The organism is Nostoc sp. 'Lobaria pulmonaria (5183) cyanobiont', assembly GCF_002949795.1.
Classification (GTDB): Bacteria; Cyanobacteriota; Cyanobacteriia; order Cyanobacteriales; family Nostocaceae; genus Nostoc.
The window spans coordinates 1-24,238 of record NZ_CP026693.1 but is presented as its reverse complement, the minus strand read 5'-3'; the positions used below and the strand labels follow the sequence as shown (position 1 = coordinate 24,238).

The window sequence follows — 24,238 nt, the reverse complement described above, 5'->3', positions numbered from 1 at the left end:
AACTTAGATTCAAAATAGGTGATGTTTAGTTGATTAATGCCTAGTAACCATTGTCAACTGCATTGGTATAAGTTTTTCAAATATGTCATGCTACTGTATTAATCCCCTTTGCGATCAACGTCAAAATCCCGACAATATTGAAAACTGTCTCTCTTGTGGCACTTCGCTGCTGATTAATGACCGCATCCGCTTAATTAAGCCGTTGAGAGCGCTTACTCAAGAATTGTTCACTTATATGGAAGTTTTTGAAGTAGAGGACGCTGGTACTCAGTGGAATCCTGTACGTGAGCAGCGAATTATGAAAGTTCTGAGATGGGGATCGCCTAAGATGGTTGAGTTAATTGAGCAAGAAGCTCTAACTTTACAGCTAATTCATCATCCAAGAATCCCTAAAAGTACCTTAGATGATTTTTTCACTTTTGTTCCTAATGATACTCAACTGACACTGCGTTGTTTAGTTATGGATAAAGTCGAGGGACAGAACCTGGAGCAGTGGATAGAATTTAATGGGAGAATTTCACAATCTTTAGCATTAGAATGGTTCAGACAATTAATCGAAATTCTTCATGATGTACACCGCTCCAATTTTTTCCATCGAGACATTAAACCTTCTAATATAATTCTTCAGTCAAATGGGCAACTATCATTAATTGATTTTGGTGTGGCGCGACGGGTGACAGATACCTATCTAGCAAAAATTAGTGGAAGCGGAGGAACTAATACAGGAAGGGGAGGACGATATGAAATTACGTCTGTAGTTACGCCTGGTTACACTTCACTAGAACAAATTGAAGGGCGAGCAGTCCCACAGTCAGATTTTTTTGCTTTAGGGCGGACTCTTGTACATTTAGTCACTGCGACTCCACCTGTTGATTTGTCTAAAGATACAAAAACAGGGAACTTGCTTTGGAGAAAAGATGCGCCACAGATTGACAAACCCTTTGCTGATTTTATTGATGAGTTGATGGCTCCTTTACCAGGGAATCGTCCAGCAACTACTGAAGTAATTTTGCAGCGATTGGATCGCTTACCATTTAAATCAAAGCTTAATCGAGTAATTAAATCAAAACCGTTTCAACTGAGTGTGTTTGTATTAGGTTTATTAAGTATTGTTGGTTTGATATATGCATCACTACCTCTAGTAGCAAAATATTATTTAGATTCCGGTAAAAAAGCTTATAAAGAAAATCAAATTGACCAAGCTGAGAACGATTTTCAAAAAGCAGTATATTTTAATACTAGCTTAAAATACACAGTAGCAGATTATTTTTTAAATCAAGGTAAAGAAGCTTATAAAGAAAATAGGATTGCCGATGCTGAAAAAGACTTTCAAAGAGCAATAAAGTATGGATATAATTTAACTAATTCAGTCTCAAATTTTTACTTTGAGAAGGGTTTACAGCATCAAAATAACCCTAAGATTGCTAGAAAAAATTACGAACTAGCTATAAAGTACAACCCGAAAGACGATACTGCTTATAATAATTTAGCAATTGTGTGTCAGCAGTTATACGACTATAATTGTGTTAATAAAACTTACGAAATAATTTTTAAGTTAAAACCTAATAAATGGGAATCACATTACGGATTAGGTGATTTTTATGATGGGCAGGGAGAATATGATTTAGCAGAAAAGCAATATGAAATTGCTATTAGAAGTAGCGATCAAGCTATATTTGCCGTTGCAGCTTTAGCAAGGTTGAAAAATAAAAAAGGGGATTATAAAGCGGCAGCTACTTTAGCTTTAAACGGGTTACAAAAAACTAATAATAAAGAGTTACAAGCATCGTTGTATAAAGATTTAGGATGGTCAAGGTTAATGGAAAATAAGTTAACTGAAGCCGAAAAGTATCTAGAAAAAGCGACAAAGTTAGATAGCGAAAGAACAGATGCATATTGTTTGCTATCTCAAATAGAAGAATCATTAGGTCAACTTAATTACGCCAGAGCTTATATAGATGCTTGTATCTTGACTAAATCTAGCCTACCAGAAGTGTTTCGCTGGAGACAAGAACTGCTAGATCGGATACTTGATAAATGATAAGATGCTCAAACAAATTATGTTTGTAAAACAATGAAAAAGCTGATGTTTTTTGGGGGAATGTGCTGTTTAACTTCTCTAATACTAATTCATCTACCATTGCTAGCAAATGTACCGCTCATAAGAGTAAGAAGAAATCAGGTTCATTGCGATCCACAAATGGGAAGGATAATAAGTAAGGGTCACAAGCACTTGTCAGCAGGCAGCTTAATTTGTAAGGGAGATACGATAGAAGTTGTGAATGGTGATTATGTAGAATTTTTATGCTTTAGTTCTGGAAACATTTTAAATTTATCTAGTGGAACTATTCCTCTTGATAAATGTGCAGAACCTGACGAAGCCTTATCCACTTGCAATCCAACCAATACTAATGCGTGTCACATACGAAAAGGTGGCACAGAAGGAAGCGATGAGCCAACAATCATTTCTCCTTATAGCACATCAACATTGAATTCACGTCCAGAAATAACTTGGACTGCTGTTAAAGGTGCTACTTCTTACAAAGTCAAAGTAAAAAGTTACGAGTTTGGGTGGGAGAAAGTTGTAAATCAAACTCGGCTTACCTACCCAAGTGATGAAAAGGAATTTCAACCAGGTACTCCATATACAATAGATGTTTTTGCTTATAAAGATGGTCAAGCTTTTAGCTATGATGAAACGTTTGTGGACGTATTGTCTGTAGCAAAGCAAGAACAAATTGCACAAAAGATTAAACGCATCAAAGACTTAGGGCTACCTCCAGATGAAACTATTCTTGACGTAGATGTTATCTATACGGCACAAAATCTTTTAAATGAAACAATTGAGATGTTAAAAACGGCAACAACAACTGGTAGCCGAAATCCGACTCTTTACAGAGTACTGGGCGATCGCTATCTGAAGGCCAAGTTACCAAATGAGGCGAAACCCGAATACCTGACGGCAGCTGAGTTAGCCAAAAGCAGTAAGAATTCCAAAGAGTTAGAAAAAGCCCAATCAGGGCTAAAATTAGTGGAATTTTACAACCAGCTTCCAACCAATAGGAACCCACCCCAATAATAAGGCTTTTTATATTTAGGATTTGACAGTAAACTCAATTGCGCCTGACGTAGTGCTTCTGCTTTTGGCAAGCCATTGTTCAAACCTTTATAAAATTCTTGCATAAGCAAAGCGGTAGAATCGGCATCCACGCGCCACAAAGTAGCAACAGTACTACGCGCTCCTGCTTGGGCAGCTATTCCCGCAATGCCCATTGCTGACTGCTTGTTGCCTTTAGCAGTTTCGCAGGCGCTGAGAACAAGTAACTCAATTGCATCTTGACTATTTTCGGTTTTACCTCTGATTAAGCTGTCAAAGTCTCTAATATTAATTAGCTTGTCATAGGCAACCAGTACTGTTTTGAGTGGGTCAGAACTAAATTGACCGTGGGTAGTAATATGTACAATAGGAAAATTATTTTGAGTTAGTTCTTCTTTAAACCTCTTAAGGGTAAACTTCTTGTCTAACAAGGCAACTGACGATTTAGTTTGTTTTTCTACATTTTCTATTTCTTGTTTGGATGGGAGCAAATTCTCCATATTTTTAGGTGCATTTGGATCTATAGAACTGGGGCTTAGTTTTGATAGTCCAGCTATTAAAGCTATCATCTGGTTTTCATGCAAGACTCTAGGTTGTCTAATTCTGGAACCTAAAGTTTCTGCAATACTGTAACGCTCTATTAGATAATGTTTTCCATCATATAACAATGCCATTGGTATGCTTTGGAAAGATTTATCTAAAGTGAATACGAGTGTTCCTGATGGGGGTAGATATGCTTGAATTGGTGCAATTAGCTTTTCATAAATTTCTTGAGAAGAAGTAGTAATGCTACTTTCGCCTACTTCAGAAAACTTTTCATTTTGTAAAGCTTCTAAAAGATGATCTATCTGGAATCGAACTAGTTTAGATTCAATAGAATGGTGGTGAAGTGAGCCATCTGTTGACTGAGCAATTACTTCTATAGTATTCCCTAAATCAATAATGTGAATTACTGTTGGGGCGCTATTGAGGTTCTGAAGCTGATTCAAAGCAACAAGGTCAAGCTTGCCACATCTGAGAAAGTTTTCTAAGCGTGCTATCTGCAATCCTTCATTTATCTCTATTACTCTTTTTAAATCAGGATTAGGTGATGTTAAGAGCAATCGCATAGAATTACGATATGTCGGCTCCATTTCTGACTGAAAAGAGAACTGCAAATCTCCGTTAGTTGACAAAAGACTATCACGCACTTCAGTCATGTTTGCGATCGCAGCATTATAGTTCTGAATCGCTAACTCAGTTTTTCCCTGCTTTTGGTAAATTAGTCCTAACTGCTGCTGCCATTGGTAGGCGATATCCGAAGCCCGAATTGATTGAGCGAATCCTAAAGCCTTCTTAAAATATGCCTGTTTTTGTTCTGTTTGAGTTGATAATTTACCCAAAGTACCAAAACTATAGGATAACCATCGGATACTATTAATAGTTTCAGCCATTTTCAAGGCTAATTTAGCATATCGAATCGCTACTGATTTCAATTCTTCATCTGGGATCTGGCTGAGGTTATTAGCAAAATTCAACCGAGCATGAATAGATGGCTCAGGTGATAACTCCAAAAAGGCAGAAGAATTGCCATCTATTTGATTTACCAATACTCTAATTTGTTGATTAACTTTCTGATGGAGGTTCGCTTGATTTGGTTGATGACTGAGCCATTTTTCCCAACTGATCAGTAAAGTTAAGTGATTCAACTGAGCTTGCAGTTTAGCTGATTTGGAGATATTTGGTATGTTTTCTAGTGTTTGGTAATACCAGAGTGATTTTTGCGCTTTTTGTGGAATAATGTTAGCAATCTGCTCTCTAAAAAGTGGTTCCTCTATCCAAGAAGATTTATCTTGCAATTGCTGATAAATTGACTGTTCGATATTACCCAGAGACAGATAAATCCCACTAATCTTTGATGAGGATACAAGTTTTGCCAGCGTTAATGTTTCTTGTAGAACTGTTTCAGATTCATTTAACTGACCCAAAATCCGCAAGACTTCTCCGAGATTCTGTAATCCAAGCAAGTTAACTGATGTTGGTTTCTGCTTACCGATTACTGCCGTCAGTTGCTCTTTTTGAGCAAGAGCGGGTTGCTGCAAAGTCGTATCGCAAATATCTAGAATTGTATTCAACTTTAAAGCTTCTAAAAGAGTATTGCAAGCTTGTTTATGTAATCCTAATGCTTGGAAAGCAAGGTTTTGATTAATTAGGCTTTCCGTAACTCCCTCTTGGTCGTTTAGTTGGCGATAAATTTTGGTAGATTCCTGCCAAATTTTTAAAGCTTCATTCGCCTGATCTAGAGCTAATTGTTCGTGACCTGAAGAAGTCAGGGATACCGCTTGATTTTTGAGAAATTCTTCTTCTTTTTTTACAGTCTGGGCAGGGGAAGATGATTGAATTAAAATTAGAGACAGCCCTAGAATGCCTGAGAAAAGATATTTAAAGCAACATTGAGGTGAGATCATTTTTATATCTTTTGATCACTGAGATCCTGAAAAACAAGAACTTGCAGACAGTGAAGCATTATCCCAGGTTGGATTTGCTTGGTCTGTCGTCAAAACTAAATTCCCTTGAGAATCCCGAATCAAAACGTTGGCTTCCATGATTTGTGTAGCTTGGTTACTTATTAATGATTTAGGATTATGTGAATTATTAAAAACTGGAACTGGAACAGAGTTACTTTGCTCAACATTGTTAGACATCAGGTTGTTAGGCTTAGATTGGAGATTGCGAGTACTACTAACTCGAAAACTACTTACTTCTGTGCCTGCTGGTGACTGACAAACTGGGGTGATTTGAGGAGTTATTGGAATTACTTCTGCTTTTAGTTGAGTAGAGTAAATGTTAGGAGCAAGAATGTTGTACTTAACCGTACCATTAATTCCATACTTAGAACTAGCTGTAATCAAGCTATCAGAAGAAAAGAATAGTCCTTGAGCATTAATTGTAATATTTCCACCACGACCCTCAAAGGCATCTGCGGCGATGCTGCTGTTACCCCAGGCGGTTAATATGTCTGCGTTAATGTTAATGTTTCCGCCATTGCCTCTACTACCTGCGGTCGCCGTTACAGCACTGTTATTACTTAGCTGCAAATACCGTGTATTCACGAAAATATTACCGCCTTCGCCGTTAGCAGTAGTTGCTATAATGGCACTTTTGTTGTCTAAAGAGATAGATTTAGCGTTTATTAAGATAGTTCCAGCATTACTTATTCCTTGATTTGTGACAGTAATGATACCACCATTCATCAGACTCAAGTTTTCAGTATTGATTTTTATTCCTCCAGGATTTCCACTCGGTGATTGAGGAGATGCGAACAGTTGCTGAGTGTCTTCGTCTGCCATAAGAACAGAGGAACTGATTCTACCACTTACATCTAAGTTAGAAGCATTAATGGTAATACTTCCAGCAGAGCCAGAGCCGACGGTAGAAGAACTAACCCTTGCTTGCTGCCCGATTATTAACCTTGATGTATTAATTGTCAAACTGCCAGCATTCCCCGCATGAAAATCTGTTGTGGCAAAATAGCTGGGGACATAATCTAACCCGGAATTCATCAATTTGATGGAATTAGTCAATTCTACAGAATTAACTACATTCAAAACTACATTTCCTCCAGCACCGGTTCCCAGAGTGAGAGATATTATCACACCCCCATCAGTAGCTACTAAGCGATTTGTTGATACTGTGATATCTCCTGCCTTTCCATTTGTTAAGGTGCTATTGATGATGCTGCTAGTAATGAAAGGATTAAACGATGAAAAGCCAAGTAGCTCTATAGAGTCAGAGGCATTTACAGTTACATTACCTCCTTGACCATCACTGTAGGTTCTACTGCCTATTCCTGATCCTCCTTGAACAACTAAATTCTTAGTGAAAAGATTGATGTCTCCTGCACTTCCAGAATTTAGAGATTCAGTCCGCAAGATGGTAGTGAATCTGCCATCTTTTGAAGAGATACCGCTCAATTCTAGTGACCCAGTAGCGTTGACATTAATACTGCCTGAAGGATGCGAACTTTGATTCTGAATCAAAATTGCTGAACCATCAGTGAGTTTTATATTATTAGCTTGTATTTGAATAGAACCGACACCACTAGTATCAGCTAAAGCTTTTTTTGAAAGGCTAATGTTTCCAAAGCGTTGCACATTCGGATAGCTCAGAGCAAAGCCTTGAGCAACTGGATTAAGACTAACCGTACCATTTCCAACACTACCTAACTCAATACGTCCTTGATCAGCAATTAGACTACCACCCGCTAAAGATACATCCCCTCCTACTAAAGCTAGGGTCTTTCCTAGTTGCACTCGCAACCCAGTTACGTCATTATTTCTAATAGTTGGGGAGCCGATTGAGCTAGGAGCAGTTAACCCCTCACCTGTACCCAGAACTTGAATAGCAGCTGAATCACTCCCAAGCTGTAAACCAGTAGGCACACTAATAGTCAATAGTGGTTTGGTTTGGCTACCATTTGCTCTGAACTCAAAGCCATCAGCAAATTTTATCACCTTAGCAGTACTTACCAAGAACGAGCCACCGATATCTAGTCGGGCATTTTTTCCAAAGATAATCCCACTAGGATTGATTAAAAATAAGTTGGCTGTGCCTTTAGCTTTGATTAAGCCATCTATGTTGGAAACTGATGAGCCTGTTACACGACTAAAAATATTCTGAATATTTTGAGCGTTGTTGAATAAAACCGTGCTGCCTGTAGGAATAGAAAACTGTTCAAAGCTATGGAACAAGTTGCTACCCTTAATAGTACCTCCATCAATGACCCTGGTATTGTCCTGTGGTGTAACAATAGAATTAGTTGGTAAAGTTTTATCTGGTATAATTTGTGCTGTAACTGATGAGGAGGCTAGCGATAAAAAGAAGACGCTACCTTGAATACTCCAGAATTGTATAGCACGCTGTTTCACTGGATTCCCCTTTTTTATATTTGCGATTATTGGCTGAAGAAAAGGCGTCTGCTGCTCACAGAGTCAAGTCTGGCTATTATTTTGATTGAGAAAATTATCAAGTTCAATTAGCTCAGACAAATTCCTTTAATTGGTGCAGATGACACTAGGTGTGAGAAGAATGACTTTGCACCCTAACTATGCCTTGGCCGCAGAGGATTTCACAACAACGCTTCTAATACTTGGTCAAAATTGCGGGAATGTACCTGTCGGTGATATTCTTGCCAATTTTCGTTTGACGAGTGGGGGAAACCTGTCAATGTTGCCTTTTGGATGTATGTCACAAATGGGCGACGGAGACGCTCATATTTCTCGAAGGCTGTGGCTATAACTTGCTTATCGTTCCAGTTATTCTCAAGAGCGATGTTAGCAATAATCGTTGTAATAGCTAGTGCATCTTCAAGCCCTTGATTAGCTCCTTGAGCTGTGAACGGGGGCATTCCATGTGCTGCATCACCAACCAAAACAACTCGCCCAATACTCCAGGATGGTTGAAATTTGACAGGGTACTCTTCAGTATTAATGTCAGTTTTGCTCTTGATTTGGATAGAATCTGAAATGGTAGCGCGGTGAATGTAATATGGACGTTGCTGCATATCAGCAGGAGGAGAGATACGCACTAATTGCTTGAGTGTGTGAGGAAAGTCTGCCTTCTCTAACTCTTGTACAGCTAAATCAATCAAAGAACTTCCAGACTGACCCTGTAATAAATCCAAAGGCAAAGCCAGAGTTATGATATACCCAACTTGACCATTTCGTTTGCGAAATAACATCAACCTTGGTTTTTCTATCCAAGGTTGATCGCTAAATATTTGATCGTTACTGAGTGTTACAATTGATGAATCTTGAAAGAATTTATCTTGTAATTCTGTCGACAGTTCACTTGGTATCTCAGCTATTTCCATACAAGATATTGCTGCAAATCCTGAATATTCAGGATTTGCAAAATCACAATATGGACTATCTTTGTAAAGAACTCTACGAATTGTAGAGTTAATCCCGTCTGCTGCAACAATTAACTTAGCTCGAAGCGATTTTGTTTCTAATTGTTTGGGGATAGTGTTTGAACTCTCGAACTGTGTATTATTATGTTTATTTTCGTTTGTCCAATGAGCATAGGGGTTGCCTTCTATGCTTGTATCAGATACGTAATCTATTCGGACACACCTATTTTCTGGTTCATCCACAACATTGATACAACAGTGATTAGCTTGAACCTGCTCCTGGGGTAGTAGATGTCTTAAGGTTGTCTGCAAATCATACCAAGGAATTGACACTCGACCTTCCCCATAATCTTTAAACCAGTCGTCGAATCCAAGAGATATTGATCGAATTAGCTGCCCCTGCAAATTTTTGTAAACCCATCTAGGAGATGTCTTTGGAGGTTTTTGTTCCTGAGTCGTTTTGATAGTTTTCTCGTCATTAGATTGTTGGGGATTAAAGAACCTAACGCTAGTTTTCCTGACCTCTTCATAAGCGTTAGGTTCTAAACATTTGAGAGCTTTTAATCCATTGGGGAGAAGATCCAACCCATGACCAATCTGGCGAAAGCTGCGAGTTTGATCTATGACAAGAACGTTTTCAATACCACGCTTGCGTAGTCCAATAGCAGTTGCTAATCCAATGGGGCCAGCACCAACAATTACAACATCATATATTTCCATAAAACAAAAGAAAGCCGAGTAAACACCAGACTAAATCTGACAGGGAACTTCAAACAGTGTATCAGTGTATTAGAATATTAATACCAATCCCATAGATTTTTGTCGTTGTTAGTAACTGACAAAAGTGTTTTTTTGTAATCAAACTTTATCTTAATTTTGTCAGAATCGCTGATTTCGGATTACCTTCGCAAGTTAAAATCATGATTATAATAAGCTCCTAACATTTATCTGCTTGATATTAAATGGTTAATAAGTGATAAGATTTTTATAATCAGCTAAAACTCATGACTGGCAGTTGTGAGAACGGTCAATCTTTAAACATTTTTGCTCAACTTTCTCAACCTCCAAATACTCTGCCTTTAACTAAAAAAGCAAATACAGTCTTTATTCGCTTTCTATGTAGCGAAAGTTCATATCCCCCTTAACCCAAGATATTATTCTTCATCCTCATGCAAAAACTCTCGGTGTCATTTCGGTTTGACGAAGTATCAGCCATTGTGCCAGACTGAGAATCACACCAAAGATGACGGCAGCGATCGCACAAAGAATAACATTACCAGGGAAAGTAAACGGATCTACTGCAAATTTAATGATTAGCGTGATAGTAATCGGGGCAGAGAGCAAAAAGCTCAGGAGTAGGCTAGCACTAATTGCAAGAAACCAGTAGCGACCGAGATAACCCAGGCGAAATTCTAACAACGACTCTTGTACTCCAAACAAAGTCATCCAAAATGCAATACCCGCTGTCAAATAATCAAGCATTAGCCGTTGTTTTACCCGTGTGTTGAAGAGGGTATTTTCTAGAATACGCCTAAACAGTATTTTGTTGTTGTGGCTCTGGCGCGGTGTTTTTTTTGATAATTGCTCTATAAGATTTTTTAATGAGTTTTATATTTGGTAGTGCCTTAAGACTGCAAAATATAAAAAGCAACGAAAAACCCCATCCTTCCTATTGTTGGGTACTTGAAGATTTCGGCAACTGTAGTTTATGAGAATCTTCAAAAGTTTTTGCCGACCATTGGTCGGCAAATTCCAATGCCGACCAATGAACGACAATTGCGTTTTTTGGCGAAAGCCGAGTTGGAACCGACTGTACAAGCGGATGTATGGCAGCAGGCAGTACAGCAAGCTGGCAATAAGATTCCATTTGGTCGCATAGTGAAAGACGTAGTGGACAGGATACGCGAAAGGACGAAAGTACCCAATCCTCATCATATTGGTGAAATATGCATTCTTCTGCCCAAAGATAGCCCGGAACTGAGAGGTAAAGGCGGTTATTGGGGAGTGGTAACTCATGTTGGAGACTATAGCTGTACAGTCCAGACCTGGGACGGCGACTACACTGTAAAAATCGAACACCTGAAATCACTCGAACTGCTTGATGAAGATTGCCAATTCATGCAGCAGTTATGCGTGAGGTTACGGCAGTTGCATCAAGTGGACAGCCGTGACTCTTCTGTGGATTGGCTGTTGCAGGGGTTGGGTAAGCAAGCCAAACCTTATCTGTCATCCTTGCAGGCAAAGCTGCTGGCGGCTGTTGAGAGAGAGTACAACCTGGTTTGGAAGCAGCAGAAGTAAACTTGATTGTTAATGCAACAATTCAACAATTACCTCACTGTATGAAAGCGACCACTTCAATGAGCGAAAAACTTTATGCTATTCCAAAACAGAAAAAATGCTAAGGTACCCTGACTGTCTAATGAGTGTTGTAAGGTAAAAAGAGCACCTACCAGCAGTAAAAACTTCGTGATCGAAAAAAAGCCTCGGCATCGCCCACAAAGATATTTCCCGGATGCCAAACGAATAATTGTAAAATGTGAGCGAGAATTGTGTATCCATTGCAACACAATATTAGTTAGCCTTCCATCTTGGCACATGCGAAAAACCATTCAAACCTTAAATGGAGCAGTGTTTGTGGCAGGCAAGGGTAAAGAATGTGCCAACTCTCAATGTGAATATTTTGGTAAACACTACTTAGCCTGTGGTGTGCTAAAATATAGTTTACCTCAAAGCACTTACGGGCTAGATGTGCTGGCATTTATAGGTTGGCAACATGAGCATGAGCATCAACAGTTGGTAGAAATTCAACGCTTATTAAAGCAGCGTGGTGTTGAAATTAACGAGAGGAACGTAGGCAAGCTCTATCGACAATTTCTAGCACTCTTAGGTGGAACGATTGCACATACCCAGGAGAAATTAGCTGCCACAGCCCATGAACATGGTGGTTTAATTTGGGCAATTGATGCCTTACAGCCCGAAGGTCATGGAACCTTGCTGTATGTATTGTACGAAGTACTAAGTGGCACACCAGTCAGTGGAATTCAGTTACAACAAGCACAAGCACAACGGCTAATTGAATGGCTGCAACCATATAAGGAATTACCTTTTACAGTGCTAGCAACGCTGTCAGATGGGGAATCAGCAATCATTGCTGCAATGAATTCAAGTTGGTCAAATGCACCACATCAGCGTTGTCAAGCCCACTTTCTAAGTAATTTGAGTGAGTCTGTACTGCCATTAGATACAAAGCTCCGACAGCAATTAAAGGCAGATTTGGATGGGCTGCCACAAGTTCCAGATCGCTCAGAAAGACTTCTTCACCCAAATCAATTAAGACAGCCAGACAGTAGCCCCCTTTTTTAGCAATTCCCTATTTGTCAAGAGATGCGGAGTTAATGGCAGTCGAATCCCAAATTCGTGCTGCGATTCGGGATTGTGTAAATCGTACCAATCGTAAACCTTTTAATTGGGGAGGTATTGAAGGCTACCAACAATTATCAGTTATTGGAGAAATACTACGTAGTTTACCATGCCGGGAAATTGACACAGATTATTTATCTCTATTGTCAGTATGGGTGGACCTTGCTTTACTGACTAATTGTTCAGTAGCATCGGATTTAGAAGAGGCGCACAAGTGGCTGCGAAGAATTGCCGAATGTTTGCACTATCCAGAACACACCAGTCGTAACACAGATGATGTGACTTATATCACAGAAGCTGCAAAATTACCTTTAACAAGCTTTCAAGTCCGGTGCAAGATGGAAGAGTTATTACAACAGTTTGTGCCTGACAGTCAACAAAATCCGGCACAATTTGCTCTCAAAAAAAAGTTACAACTGCTGTGGCACAAATACGGGGCTAATTTGTTGCACTGCTATGATATCCCTGGTTTACCGCCAGATAATCTCAAAATTGAGTCAAAATTCAGCCAGTTGCGTCGCCATCAGAGGCGAATTAGTGGGCGCAAATCAACTGTTGAATTGCGTGATTTTGGGCAATATCAAGTTCTCTTTTTTGCTGAGAATGAAAAACAGCTACTTGAACAAATTCAGCAAGTACCTATAACTGAGTATAAAACTCAACGTCGTCGATTAGCAATGGCAGAAGCTCCTCGCCAACAAAAACGTCGTCTTCATCGTAATCCAGTTAGCGCAATACAAGCTTTGGTTAATCAACATCAAGAACTTCTCACTGTGCTTGAGTTTCAAGCTCTCAATACCAATTAGACAGCTAGGGGCTGATGACGGTCACGAGAGGATGGTCAAGGACTTCGTCGCAGCCTGGGACAAGGTGATGATGCTTGGTGCGATTCGTTGATTAGTGAATCACGGTATTCAATCCGTACATAACTAATCCAGTCCGTCAGCAGATCACTGACATTAAAGACTGAACTCTCGGAGTGATGCAAGTGTAAGTCTTGCCATTCAGACTCAGAATTGACTCCTTATCTGCCCACACCGAACAAGCTCGGTTCTTGTAGAGTGAAGCTGGGAACAGAGCGCAATCAGACGACCGTTGCGGGTTGACACTGGCGACAACAGGGAGTTCCTACGATAAAACAGAGCCTAGAAACAGTAAACCAAAAAGTTTTTCCCAAAGAGCGATCGCTAATTCAGCCTACGTATTTTAAAGTGCTATATAATACTAAATATATAAATGATCCTTATAGAATCCTGAAAGATTTCCAAAAATGAAATGATGAGAGTAGTGTGTAGCATATTGACTGAAAAAATTGAGCGTTTCATCAGAAGAACTGGCAATAACCGCCTCAGAAACCCTTGATGAGGTTATTGAGTGTTTAGTAGAAAATTTTTCCATTGAAACTCAGGGGGGATGTGACCAGCAAACTTTATTTGAAATTCTAATTAAGGCAGCTAGTAGTGGAGATAGTATTGAAAATACAGCCAAATTATTAAAGAACGTTCCCACAGCTAATGATATTAGATATCATCTCAATAAAATCAACAATTTTGAGGAATTAGAGGCGCAAATAAATCAAGCGCTGAAAAGTCGAATTCCTTTAGGATTGAAAAAAGGCTCTTTAAAAATAGCGATTGATTTAAATTTAATTTGTTATTATGGTAAGCCAACATCAGAGGAATCAGCATACATATATCGAAGTCAAGCCAAAGCTGGTACTCATTCATTTTACGCCTATGCAACTTTATATGTGATTACTAAGAATAAGCGTGTAACCCTTGCAATAAGGGGTGTTCGTCAATCAGATACTAGTGTCGCTCTGATTACTTATTTATTAGCAGAACTTGACTCTCTTAAAATAAATGTGAAGAAACTCTATTTAGATAGAGGTTTTTTTAATACTCCTGTAATCCGATGGTTACAGGCATTAGATATTCCCTTTCTTATGCCTGCCATCAAAACGGGAAAAAAGGGAGGAATAAAGCAATTTCTCAAGGGCAGGAAAAGTTATAAAACTACTTATACAATAACAAGAGATAAAGATGATTCAGTTACATTTGATTTATGGATTATTTGTAAGTATAGGAAGGGAAAGCGTAATCAGCGTGGAGTTCAATACTTTGTTTATGTCACTCACAAGGTAAGAACAAATTTAGATTATATTTATCAAGATTATCGAAAACGATTTGGGATTGAAACTAGTTATCGTCTGAAGAATATTTGTCGAATTAGAACAAATAATAAAAATCCAGTTTTGAGATTACTATTTGTGGGTATATCTTTTCTTTTAGTTAATATTTGGGTAAATCTACTTTGGCTCAGAATCAGTCGTAAAAGGAAAGGTAGCCGATTAATTTATCGCATACTTTTTGCGCTAAAACAGATGTTAGCCTTTTTATCTCAAGCTATTGAGCAGAAATATCAAGTCGTTGAAAGCATCTATATTCCATCAGGTTAATATTGACCCTTTTCGGCTAGCTAATCATAAGTAATCATAATCTATACTATGTCTGCTAGTGGGAATATTCTGTATTTATAAGTATCATAAGCTACAAGTCTTCTAGTAATCGCTCTTATTTTAAAAACTTTTTGGTTTACTGAGAAAAGCGACTTACTCTACGGCAGGGCGCAACTCAAAATCCCTGACCGCACTGGAGACCATTCCCGCCGTACTATCAGGCAAAGATACGGCAAGAGTCCAGGGAATCCAGTAGTCGAATTGGCTACATCTAACGGAACAAATCAATCTCTTCGAGGGAACGAATAAAAACGAGTTGTGGGTCTAGGGGCAGTCGAAACCCCAAGTAGCCCAGACGAGCGGAGGAATCCCCACAATTCGGGTAGGACAGACCGTAATTGGTCTGAGGTGTTCAGAATACACAAACTAGAGAAGAGTATGATTAGGCACAGTTACAAAACTAGTGAATCATGGGTAGCGCTACCTTGGAAGAAATTCCGCCGTAACCTATTCCGCCTCCAAAAGCGAGTGTACAAAGCTGTTCAAGTTGGCGACAAACGGAAAGCTAGGTCACTCCAAAAGCTTATTCTAAAATCCACCTCGGCTCGATTTCTTGCAATAAGACAAGTATCTCAGCTAAATGCGGGCAAAAAGACGGCGGGTATTGATGGTAAGAAATCCCTCACTGCTAGCGAACGCTTCTACTTAGAAGAGTGGTTAAGAGCTAAGAGCGGAGATTGGAAGCATCAAGGCTTACGAGAAATCCCCATTCCTAAGAAGGACGGGACTACCAGAATGCTTAAAATACCAACTATCGCGGATAGAGCTTGGCAATGCCTAGCAAAATATGCACTAGAGCCAGCACACGAAGCCACTTTCCATGCCAGGAGTTATGGGTTCAGAACTGGGCGCTCTGCCCATGATGCACAAAAGTACATTTACAACAACCTCAGCTCCCATGCTAACGGAATAGAAAAACGAGTTATTGAACTCGATATTGAAAAGTGCTTCGACAGGATTAACCACTCAGCAATAATGGACGAACTCATTGCCCCCAAAGGCTTAAAACTCGGAATCTTCCGATGCCTCAAGGCTGGAGTTAACCCAGAATTTCCTGAACAAGGAACGCCCCAAGGGGGAGTAGTTAGCCCATTACTAGCTAATATTGCACTCAACGGGATTGAGAGTATACACAGATACCACGCCCAATATAAAGAGGGTAGAAGGATTACAACTAAAACATCGGCAGATAAAATTGCCGAGCCATCAATCCGATACGCGGATGACATGGTTATTATACTCCGACCCGAAGATGACGCAACAGAGATACTTGAAAGAATCAGCGAGTTCCTCCGCAAACGCGGAATGAATTTAAGCCAAAAGAAAACCAAAGTTACCGCCTCGACAGATGGGTTTGATTTCCTCGGCTGGCACTTTAAAGTCCAGAAAAACGGAAAATTAAAAAGCACTCCTTCAGTGGACAACTTTAAAACATTCCGTAAGAAAGTAAAACACATCGTCAACAACTCGAATTATGGTGCTACCACAAAGGCTGGAAAACTAGCCCCGGTAGTTAGAGGTTGGAGAAATTACCATAAGTTCTGCAAGATGGACGGGTCTAGAAACTCGTTATACCACATCCAAAAAAGAGCTTACACGGTATTCAACAAGGAAACCAAGCAAAACCGCTACTCTAGCAAAGAATTGCTAGACAAGGCATTCCCAGCAGTTCCTTACTCCGAAAACAAACACATTTCTGTCAAGGGAACCAAATCACCTTACGACGGAGACACAGCCTACTGGAGCGAACGCAACAGTAAGCTCTATTCCGGCGAAACCTCTATTGCTCTTAAGAAGCAAAACCATAGATGTGCTTCCTGCGGTTTAAAGTTCATCGATGAGGAACGGGTTCACCTGCATCACATCGACGGAAATCACGCCAACTGGAAGAAAAATAATCTTGAAGCAATTCACGAGAGTTGCCACGATTACAAACACATGAGCAAAAGCGAAAGCTAAGAACATCGGGAGCCGTGTACACGGAAACGGGTACGCACGGATCTAACTGAGAGGTGCGGGGAATAATATCCCCCATCGACTCAACCATCGCTTCGACGTTGGCGCTGAACAGACCCGCTAAACCCGCATTTATCACAAGCTTCAGGCGTTTGATAGAGCAGAGGGGATTGAACAAGGCACATTGAACTCTCCCCTGCTCCCCTGCACAAGCACAGGCTTTGAGAGGTGTGGTGAGAAATCCGGCTAAAGTCTTGAGCGCTCAACAGAACTTAAGTTTTTACTTGGATTGCCACAATGGATTGATATCAAGGTTTTCAGCAGCAGATACGGCATTTCTAACCTACGTCGGTACGGTTTACACCCCTTCATCTTTTGTAAAGCTATCGTAACATTTATTTATATAAAACAATATTTGCTTAACTTAGCAAACTCAAATAAAAGCTATGAACCAACCCATTGAATTATCTTTAGAACAAGAATTTAGCCTTAGAACTTTCGCGGATCAAGTGGAGCAGATGTCCCGTGAACAAGCTCAAGAGTTTTTGCAGATGCTGTATAAGCAGATGATGATAAGGGAAAAGACTTACCAGGAATTGCTCAAACATCAGTGGGAAGTTGGTTCAGGTTCAATCTTGGGTTAAAACAAACCTTGCTTCCGTTAATTTAAGCGACTCAGAAGATAACGAACAGACAATTGTTCTTTTCAATGGCTTGGCAATAGAGATTATTTGCTCCAAGCTGGGAAACTTCTTGCATAACCGACTTACAGTAACGGTTTTGATGAAATAGTGTACTACTCTGACCTACACACTCACCAGCCAATCGCACACCACAGACCTACAGTCGCTCCCAAAGTTAACCCAAACCTGCCACTGCCCCAAATACCCATTCCAGTAAGGCTCACCATCAGCAATTCCAACAGCCTCGCCTACTTGAGAGACTAACTGTTGGTAGAACTTACCAACGCTGTCCAGTCCTTGGCGCGTTTTCAGCTTCAGCCCCTTCCATCCCTGAACAGCCTCATCTAATGTTTGGGGAATGTCAAGAGATTCCGTGTCAATACCTGGTGTTGGGAACTCTTTATTATTAGTGACTGACACCGACTCACTAAGAAACAGTTCATCCCGCTTTAACCACTGTCCAAAAATTGAATCACGCTGATCATCAGGTGCAACAAACTGGTAAACACACTCCCGATTTTCACGCTTACCCAATCGACCAACGTAGTCCAACTTCAAATCAATCTTGGCAAGTAATTTCTGTGCGATCGCTATGGGAGTAAGTTTTTCAGAAATGGTGACGTTTAAACAAGTTTTGATGAGATACCGATTCTTCATCGCCGCCTTCTTCAACTCCTGCATTGCCTCGTCAGAAGAGCGTAACCGAACGCCTGGCGTAAGCAACTGCAACAAGTTCAGTCTCTCCAATAATAAGACAGCAGTCAATAGCTGCCCCTTGTTAAAATCCGGCTTCCAGATAGCATTATTCCCAGCTTCGGCTTGTGCCTTAGCCCGTTTCGCATCACGGTTCGTCAAAAACTCTCGTCCCAGCGTCAAATAGTAGTGCATCCGCAGTTGAGGATACCAGCCGTCGTCATCCTTCTCAACCAAATCAGGCGTAACTTCAATTTCGTAGCGACGGGACAATTCCGCCTTGCGCTGCTGATGTCGTTCGGTTTTGGTTTTCGCCCTTGTGTCTTGCAGCTTCTTAAGTTCGGCATCAGAGATAGTCGGAGAATCCGCGATCGCCTGACACTCCGCAGCATACAATTCAACAGATGCCGCCTTAACCGACTCGATAACTGCCCCACTTTCATCATCATCAGCATCGTCGGCATCAATAACGGTGTAACCATCCTCGACTAAACCCGCAAGCACCGATTCCCGATAACGCCGCATTTCTACGTTAATTACAGAACCACGCTTACCCCAAGTCTGCAATGACTCCGGTTGAAAATTCTGGTCAATATAGCTCAAATCCGCATTATCCGCCGCCGACAACAGCGCAATGTTAGCCTGTGTTGCGACGTGCTGACTTCTGAGCAATCCTCCTATCGTTGTGGAACCATTGCCCACAACCGACATCCCCCACTCTCTCACCCAAATGTGACGGTCAACAGTTTCCCTAACCCGTGCCAACATCTGACGCACAGAGTTAACCGGCTGCACTCCCTGAAATATTCCCCAAACACCATCAAAATGTCCTCGAATGTCGATAGATACTCCAGTTTCTAAACTTGGGGAGGCGATAACTAAATCATACTTGGTCAAAATCTCATTGAGGTGAGCGATACAACCGAAAGCCGCATGAGATGGATCAGCAACAGATTCGCTGTCTATTCGCAGGATTCGCAGGTGTGGGAACTTGCGGCGAAAACGTTCCTCCAATGCTTGCGTTCCCCATTTTGACTTAGCCTTTTGAGCAGAGCAGCATAGTAAATGATGCCCACCTTTAGAAATTGCTTTGTCCAATGCTGCAATCAAATTCTTCGGGTTACTGCCAGAAGTCATTGGGGTTGAATCGTGCTTGACTTTCTTGATGCAGTGAATCAACGCACACCCCGTATCCTAATAATGTGCCTGTTTCATTCGTGCGGACTTCGGTGACATAGTTAACACCAAACCGATTACACAGTGCCTCACCTAGCTGGATACGATGGGTAATGATTAATACCCGTCTCTCTTGGTCGTGTGCTTTTGCCACCTCAGTTGCAAGCCATTCGGTTTTACCAGTGCCTTTGGGGGCTTTGAGAATGATAAGTTTTTCACCTTCGGGTACGAGAAGCTGGCCCAAGAATCGTTGGTTAAGTGCGATCGCAGGCGGATAAGTCAGCAAAGTAAACAGCTTAATCTCCCACAATTCCAATGCAACAGCCGTATTGTAAAGCGCGTCAAATGCCGGTTGACCATGAGCAACGATAAAATCATCAACCCCTTTCTCTGCCCCGAATGGTAAATCAATCACTCGCAGCGAACAGCCTTCATTTACCAGCAGCCGTCCCATGCGACTGATAGCAGTTCTCACCCGTTGAACTGTCTCAGGTTTGTTGTCCTGGTCAAAGCAAATGTTGACCTGTCTCCCCTGTGTTGCAAAATGTTTTAAGTCGGGGATGAGGTTTGGCTTACCAATAGCGTTACCGTACTCATCTTGCGGTGTGCGGTATCCAGCGTTAACACCGGGGATAGCGATCGCTGCATAACCAGCAGTCAATAATGCCCCCGCTTTCTTGGCACCCTCTACAATTGTCACTGGTACGTTATGCCTCCAAACCCAGTGCCAGAAACCGCCAGGATGCTGTAGGTCTTCCTCAGTGATGGGAATGCCGCTACGATTGGAAACTTTCACCCAAATGCGATTCGGCACTAAGAGGAAGAAAGCGCGTGTTTCTTCTCTGTATGGATGCTCATACTTGATGAATTTGTGGATCTTTTGGCGATCTCTTCGGGGGTGATCGGGTTTGAAACAACCCCACATCATTAGTGCGTATTCGTTGAGGGGGTCAACGCCAGAACACCACCAGCCGCCTAATTCAATGTGCTGGTATTTCTTCAAGTCCCTGTCTCTGAGCCGCCCATCATTGCGACGGGAGATTTTGGGACTGTAGAGCAGATATTCGTAGGGTGAAGTCCCAGACAGCGATCGCACATTCAAGTGAAAGATTTCTTCGTCAACGCCACTGTCGAGCCATTCCTGTAAATGTTTAGCTTGAGAATCAGATTCGATTATACGCATATTCCCTCTGTTTTTTGACGCATGGAAATGAAGCGGCATTGCACCCATGCCGCCGGTTCAATTTTTTGTGAGAGCTTGTGCTGGCTACGAAATCCTGACTAAGCCAGCCAGGGGGTTATTTGTTCCCCCCGGTGTGCGGTCGAAATGTAAGATTGATACGGGTACTAACAACTTTGTTTGTTTTCGGAACCTGATGCAGATGTGTAGACTGGCAGCCAGGGTGCATCACAAGTAAGCTCCCGTGTTCCAGCCAGAAGTCAGTGGATTTGCCATCTCTCGGTTTGATTTGGAATTTGCGACATGACCCCAAGCTGAGTGATGCAATCGCTGGGTTGAATCCCATTGATGGTTCATTGTCAGAATGCCAACCGATTGAGTCTTGACCACTGCGGTATTGATTTCCAATAACAATGCGAAACTTGTGGCCAGTTAGCGCAGTGATTCTGTCCCGCAAGTTAGACAGAGGTTCTGTCCAAGTCAGGGGTTTTAAAAATACGCTATTGGAGTAGAGGTAATCACATCCGGCATCACCATAAATACACTCCAGGCGGGGAACAGGCATTGTTTTACCCGCGATCCTGATTTGATTCTGTTGCCACTCCAGTTTCAAGCAGTGTTGGCAGAGTGAGTTGGCAAGTTCCTGACTTAAGAAATCGGGGTAGTAGCTGATTGGTAAAACTGGGGTTGATTCAGCAAATAAATTGAGTTGTTGCATGGTACTTTTCTCCAATTAAAGAAAGTATTCTGAAGACAATTGCTGTTAGTTTTGACCAGTAGAAAAAACCTCAATCAACACGCTTTCTGGATACAAACCGACTTTTCCAAAACGTGGGTCATGAATGCGTTCTATTTCTATTCCTTGTTTCCGACACAATGCACTTGCTTTTCGACCTTTAGTACCGGCTTCTTTTACCGATATTTCTAAACCTTGAAGATTGGCAAAACCAACAACACTATATTTATGTCCGCATGGTGTGTTTACCCTGTCTTGCTCAACTTCAACCGCTTTGAGACGGTGCAAAATTTCAGTCTGTTGCTGTTGTTGTTGGAGTAAATACTGTTCTTGCTCTGCCAGTTGTTTAGCGATCGCTGCAAGTAACTGTACTTGAGTCATTGACTGTTGTTGTACAGACTCTTGAGCCATCATCACTTTCATTAAGGTTCTGTTGGCCCAGATGCGGAACTCGACAGAAACCCACTGAGCTAAATCAACGGCGATTTCTGGGTGAATCCAAGTACCTTGAGAACTGCCATAGCCATCAACTTCGATGACAAGAGACGATATCGGGATTCCGATGTCGTTTGAAAGTGCTGTCCAGTAAGCTTTTGTGGACTTCCTTTCTTTGTAATGCCCCCAAGACTTATTATTTGCATGGCACATCTGAGTTGCATTTACGTAGCCTTTGGGTATGCTGTATTTGCCTAGCTGCCCAACTTCTGGCATTTGGTTAATATCTGTGTCATGCCATTTGTGTATCAACATAGTCAAACTCCCTATTTATTGTTCAAACAGTTAATCTTTGAAAAACACTTAGACTTTCACCCGCATCAAACTTTTTTCACCAACTAGTGAGAAACGATTCGATATAGTTGGTGTCTTAATTAACGTTGGTGACACCAATTCAACAATGTAAAACCAAGAATTATGCACTAGCGCAATCCCCAAAATAAGCCGTTGTTTTGTTCCCTTATCGTGAGAGCAGAGAATCACTCTTTCACCCAGAACAAAGGCAGGTTTTTGCACCTTGATGACTTCTAACTCTCCAGTTGCAATGATCTGATTTTGTGTGGCATGGAGTATTTCATTACGGCAGTCAATTGAATAAATCCAGCATTCGTGTTTCCATTGCATACCGCAGCAGTAACCAAATCTCCTCGTAGTTCGCAGGAAAACTCTCTCCAATAAATTGACTGCAAGAGGTGGAATTGTTCGACCCCAAGGAGGCGAGAGATACCAGCTTGTTTGAAGTGCGTTAATATGGTCAATCATGCTTTTCTCCCTAATAAGTAATTAATGGCTTCAGAGTCAATAGAGGCAATACGCTTTTTTAGATGTTGTGGGGGATTGTCAAAAAAGTTTTTGAGATGCCATCTACGAACTTGATAACGTTTAGAACAACGGCGACTAGTTTTCAGCCAACCACGGCGCACCCAACCAGAAACGGTGGTGGAATGCACACAGAGAACACGGGCGATTTCAGCACTACTATAGTTATCGAGAAAGGGGCTTGTAGAATAACCTAAAGCCCAAAGCTTAGTAGCGATAGCAATTGGGGTGCGGAAATAGCCATGTCTTTTTAAGATTGAGGCTATTTGCTTAGGGGTATAAAGTTCAGCTTTAGCTTCAATGATTCCGAGTTCTTCATCAGTCCATTTGGGATTCATTTTTTACCTCCAATGTTTATGCAGACTTACGAGAAGAATTTTCTTGAACAATCTGAGCGTTGATAGATTCAAATTCCACTTGAAAGATGTTCATATCTGTGGACATTTCCCCAGTGTTATAGCGGTCTACGATGTGCTGTCTGATTGCGGATTGATTCAGCCCATCAGGGATATCGATATGTGCTTCACTGATGATTTTTTCAACTACTGTGACAATGACTCTCATGGTTTTTATTCCTATCTGATTAATTGAGGATTCAGAAGTCAGAATTATTCTGAATCCTGGTTTTTGGTTTAACTTGCCCCAGTCTTTACTACTTGCAACTGCTGCATCCATGCGTTGATTGCCGTTAATTCATCCGCACCACTAGCAACAGCATCAACAACCTGATTTTTATACGAAGATTCAGCATGATTGGGATATTCACACTTGTCTGCTGCCCAAGCCAAACACATGGTTTTGATTAGTTCATTAATCTGGTTAATATCAAGTAAACTTGGGCGGTCAACATCCTGAAATTGCAACCACTCTCTGACCAAATCAAGGGGATAATCAAGCAAGGTGCGAATATTTTTAATTCGTAGGTCTTGAGGATGTACTAGTTGAGGGACTACGCTAAGTTTTGGTGTAAATGAAATGGTTGAGGGATTGCCACCTAAAACAGATTGAATGTCACGAATGATTGTTGCCCAATCCAAATCTCTACTCCATTCTCTGTAAATCTTGGTTTTGGTTGCAGCATCGTAAAGATTACAAAAAACTGTGTTCTCGTCGCCAGCAGTAGCAACGATAATCAGTGGCTTGGAGAAATCTTGGATTAATGAGGCAGCTAAAAGGAAGCTTTTTGCGAAATTGGTTTCAACACCAGTTCTTATGACGTAAAGTTCATCGGCACTGACAACAATATCAAGTTTTAGATTGTCTTTGCCTTTGAATTCTTTAGTTGTCAATCGTAGTTCAGATAAGTACCCAGTTAATGCTCTTTGAGTAACAGGGATTTTCTTCTCCTGGCTGATATTGAACTTGTACCAAACGAAAGATTCTCCATCTACTTCACCCTGATTGACATATAAATAGATGGGTTCGGGAGGGTTGCATAAACCTAGTTTAATTTCAGTAAGCATATTTTGCTGGGGTGTGTGATAATTAGTGGTTTGTAACGTAAACTTTCAGTGCTTTACGATTGCTTGAAGAAAAGCTGATATTCAAGCAATCGCTTTTTTACTAAACAGAAAG

20 protein-coding genes are annotated in these 24,238 nt (G+C 41.0%); 8 read left to right on the top strand and 12 right to left on the bottom strand.

The window, feature by feature from the left end; translation table 11 throughout:
- The first annotated feature begins 82 nt into the window (after positions 1-82).
- Positions 83-2,041, top strand: a complete 1,959-nt coding sequence (locus NLP_RS31410; RefSeq protein ID WP_104910124.1) for a protein kinase domain-containing protein — start codon at positions 83-85, stop codon at positions 2,039-2,041.
- 159 nt (positions 2,042-2,200) lie between these two features.
- Positions 2,201-3,079 carry a hypothetical protein gene (locus NLP_RS31405; RefSeq protein ID WP_104910123.1) on the top strand — a complete coding sequence of 293 codons (879 nt, stop codon included), beginning with the start codon at positions 2,201-2,203 and terminating at the stop codon, positions 3,077-3,079.
- On the opposite strand, the gene NLP_RS31400 is transcribed toward NLP_RS31405, so the two are convergent.
- The 4 genes from NLP_RS31400 to NLP_RS31385 all read right to left on the bottom strand — a co-directional run bounded on the left by NLP_RS31400 (position 3,040) and on the right by NLP_RS31385 (position 10,469).
- Positions 3,040-5,544: a CHAT domain-containing protein gene (locus tag NLP_RS31400; RefSeq protein WP_104910122.1), complete on the bottom strand. Its 2,505-nt coding sequence runs from the start codon at positions 5,542-5,544 to the stop codon at positions 3,040-3,042. The genes NLP_RS31405 and NLP_RS31400 overlap by 40 nt on opposite strands.
- Before the next feature lie 15 nt (positions 5,545-5,559).
- Positions 5,560-8,004: a two-partner secretion domain-containing protein gene (locus tag NLP_RS31395; RefSeq protein WP_158680626.1), complete on the bottom strand. Its 2,445-nt coding sequence runs from the start codon at positions 8,002-8,004 to the stop codon at positions 5,560-5,562.
- A gap of 200 nt (positions 8,005-8,204) precedes the next feature.
- Positions 8,205-9,707, bottom strand: a complete 1,503-nt coding sequence (locus tag NLP_RS31390) for an FAD-dependent oxidoreductase (protein WP_104910120.1) — start codon at positions 9,705-9,707, stop codon at positions 8,205-8,207.
- A gap of 447 nt (positions 9,708-10,154) precedes the next feature.
- Positions 10,155-10,469: a hypothetical protein gene (locus tag NLP_RS31385; protein WP_104910119.1), complete on the bottom strand. Its 315-nt coding sequence runs from the start codon at positions 10,467-10,469 to the stop codon at positions 10,155-10,157.
- Positions 10,470-10,742: 273 nt separating this feature from the next.
- On the opposite strand from NLP_RS31385, the gene NLP_RS31380 reads away from it, so the two are divergent.
- The 6 genes from NLP_RS31380 to NLP_RS31355 all read left to right on the top strand — a co-directional run bounded on the left by NLP_RS31380 (position 10,743) and on the right by NLP_RS31355 (position 17,525).
- Positions 10,743-11,285 (top strand): hypothetical protein, encoded by a 543-nt coding sequence (locus tag NLP_RS31380; protein WP_234017403.1) that lies wholly within the window; start codon positions 10,743-10,745, stop codon positions 11,283-11,285.
- Between the two features lie 168 nt (positions 11,286-11,453).
- Positions 11,454-12,350: a hypothetical protein gene (locus NLP_RS31375; protein WP_158680361.1), complete on the top strand. Its 897-nt coding sequence runs from the start codon at positions 11,454-11,456 to the stop codon at positions 12,348-12,350.
- Between the two features lie 32 nt (positions 12,351-12,382).
- Positions 12,383-13,213, top strand: coding sequence for a hypothetical protein (locus tag NLP_RS31370; RefSeq protein WP_104906722.1), 831 nt, complete (start codon positions 12,383-12,385; stop codon positions 13,211-13,213).
- Positions 13,214-13,719: 506 nt separating this feature from the next.
- Positions 13,720-14,865, top strand: coding sequence for an ISH3 family transposase (locus NLP_RS31365; RefSeq protein WP_234017400.1), 1,146 nt, complete (start codon positions 13,720-13,722; stop codon positions 14,863-14,865).
- 438 nt (positions 14,866-15,303) lie between these two features.
- Entirely contained in the window at positions 15,304-16,884 is a 1,581-nt protein-coding gene (locus NLP_RS31360; RefSeq protein ID WP_104910118.1) for a group II intron reverse transcriptase/maturase, read from the top strand.
- A gap of 443 nt (positions 16,885-17,327) precedes the next feature.
- Positions 17,328-17,525: an NblA/ycf18 family protein gene (locus NLP_RS31355; protein ID WP_104899550.1), complete on the top strand. Its 198-nt coding sequence runs from the start codon at positions 17,328-17,330 to the stop codon at positions 17,523-17,525.
- Positions 17,526-17,687: 162 nt separating this feature from the next.
- On the opposite strand, the gene NLP_RS35885 is transcribed toward NLP_RS31355, so the two are convergent.
- The 8 genes from NLP_RS35885 to NLP_RS31320 all read right to left on the bottom strand — a co-directional run bounded on the left by NLP_RS35885 (position 17,688) and on the right by NLP_RS31320 (position 24,126).
- Positions 17,688-19,394, bottom strand: coding sequence for a plasmid replication protein, CyRepA1 family (locus NLP_RS35885; protein ID WP_325034780.1), 1,707 nt, complete (start codon positions 19,392-19,394; stop codon positions 17,688-17,690).
- Positions 19,378-20,616: a DUF3854 domain-containing protein gene (locus NLP_RS35880; RefSeq protein WP_325034779.1), complete on the bottom strand. Its 1,239-nt coding sequence runs from the start codon at positions 20,614-20,616 to the stop codon at positions 19,378-19,380. Before NLP_RS35880 ends, NLP_RS35885 begins: the two co-directional genes overlap by 17 nt.
- 115 nt (positions 20,617-20,731) lie before the next feature.
- Positions 20,732-21,331, bottom strand: coding sequence for an alpha-ketoglutarate-dependent dioxygenase AlkB family protein (locus NLP_RS31345; RefSeq protein ID WP_104910117.1), 600 nt, complete (start codon positions 21,329-21,331; stop codon positions 20,732-20,734).
- A gap of 45 nt (positions 21,332-21,376) precedes the next feature.
- A complete protein-coding gene (locus NLP_RS31340) occupies positions 21,377-22,099 on the bottom strand; it encodes a KilA-N domain-containing protein (RefSeq protein ID WP_104910116.1) in 723 nt (240 codons plus the stop codon).
- A 48-nt stretch (positions 22,100-22,147) separates the two neighbouring features.
- Positions 22,148-22,606, bottom strand: a complete 459-nt coding sequence (locus tag NLP_RS31335; RefSeq protein WP_104910115.1) for a DUF1392 domain-containing protein — start codon at positions 22,604-22,606, stop codon at positions 22,148-22,150.
- Positions 22,603-23,001, bottom strand: coding sequence for a hypothetical protein (locus NLP_RS31330; RefSeq protein ID WP_104910114.1), 399 nt, complete (start codon positions 22,999-23,001; stop codon positions 22,603-22,605). Before NLP_RS31330 ends, NLP_RS31335 begins: the two co-directional genes overlap by 4 nt.
- Positions 23,002-23,017: 16 nt before the next feature.
- Positions 23,018-23,227 (bottom strand): hypothetical protein, encoded by a 210-nt coding sequence (locus NLP_RS31325; protein ID WP_104910180.1) that lies wholly within the window; start codon positions 23,225-23,227, stop codon positions 23,018-23,020.
- Positions 23,228-23,295: 68 nt separating this feature from the next.
- Complete coding sequence (locus NLP_RS31320) at positions 23,296-24,126, bottom strand: hypothetical protein (RefSeq protein ID WP_104910113.1); 831 nt, start codon at positions 24,124-24,126, stop codon at positions 23,296-23,298.
- Between the last annotated feature and the right edge of the window lie 112 nt (positions 24,127-24,238).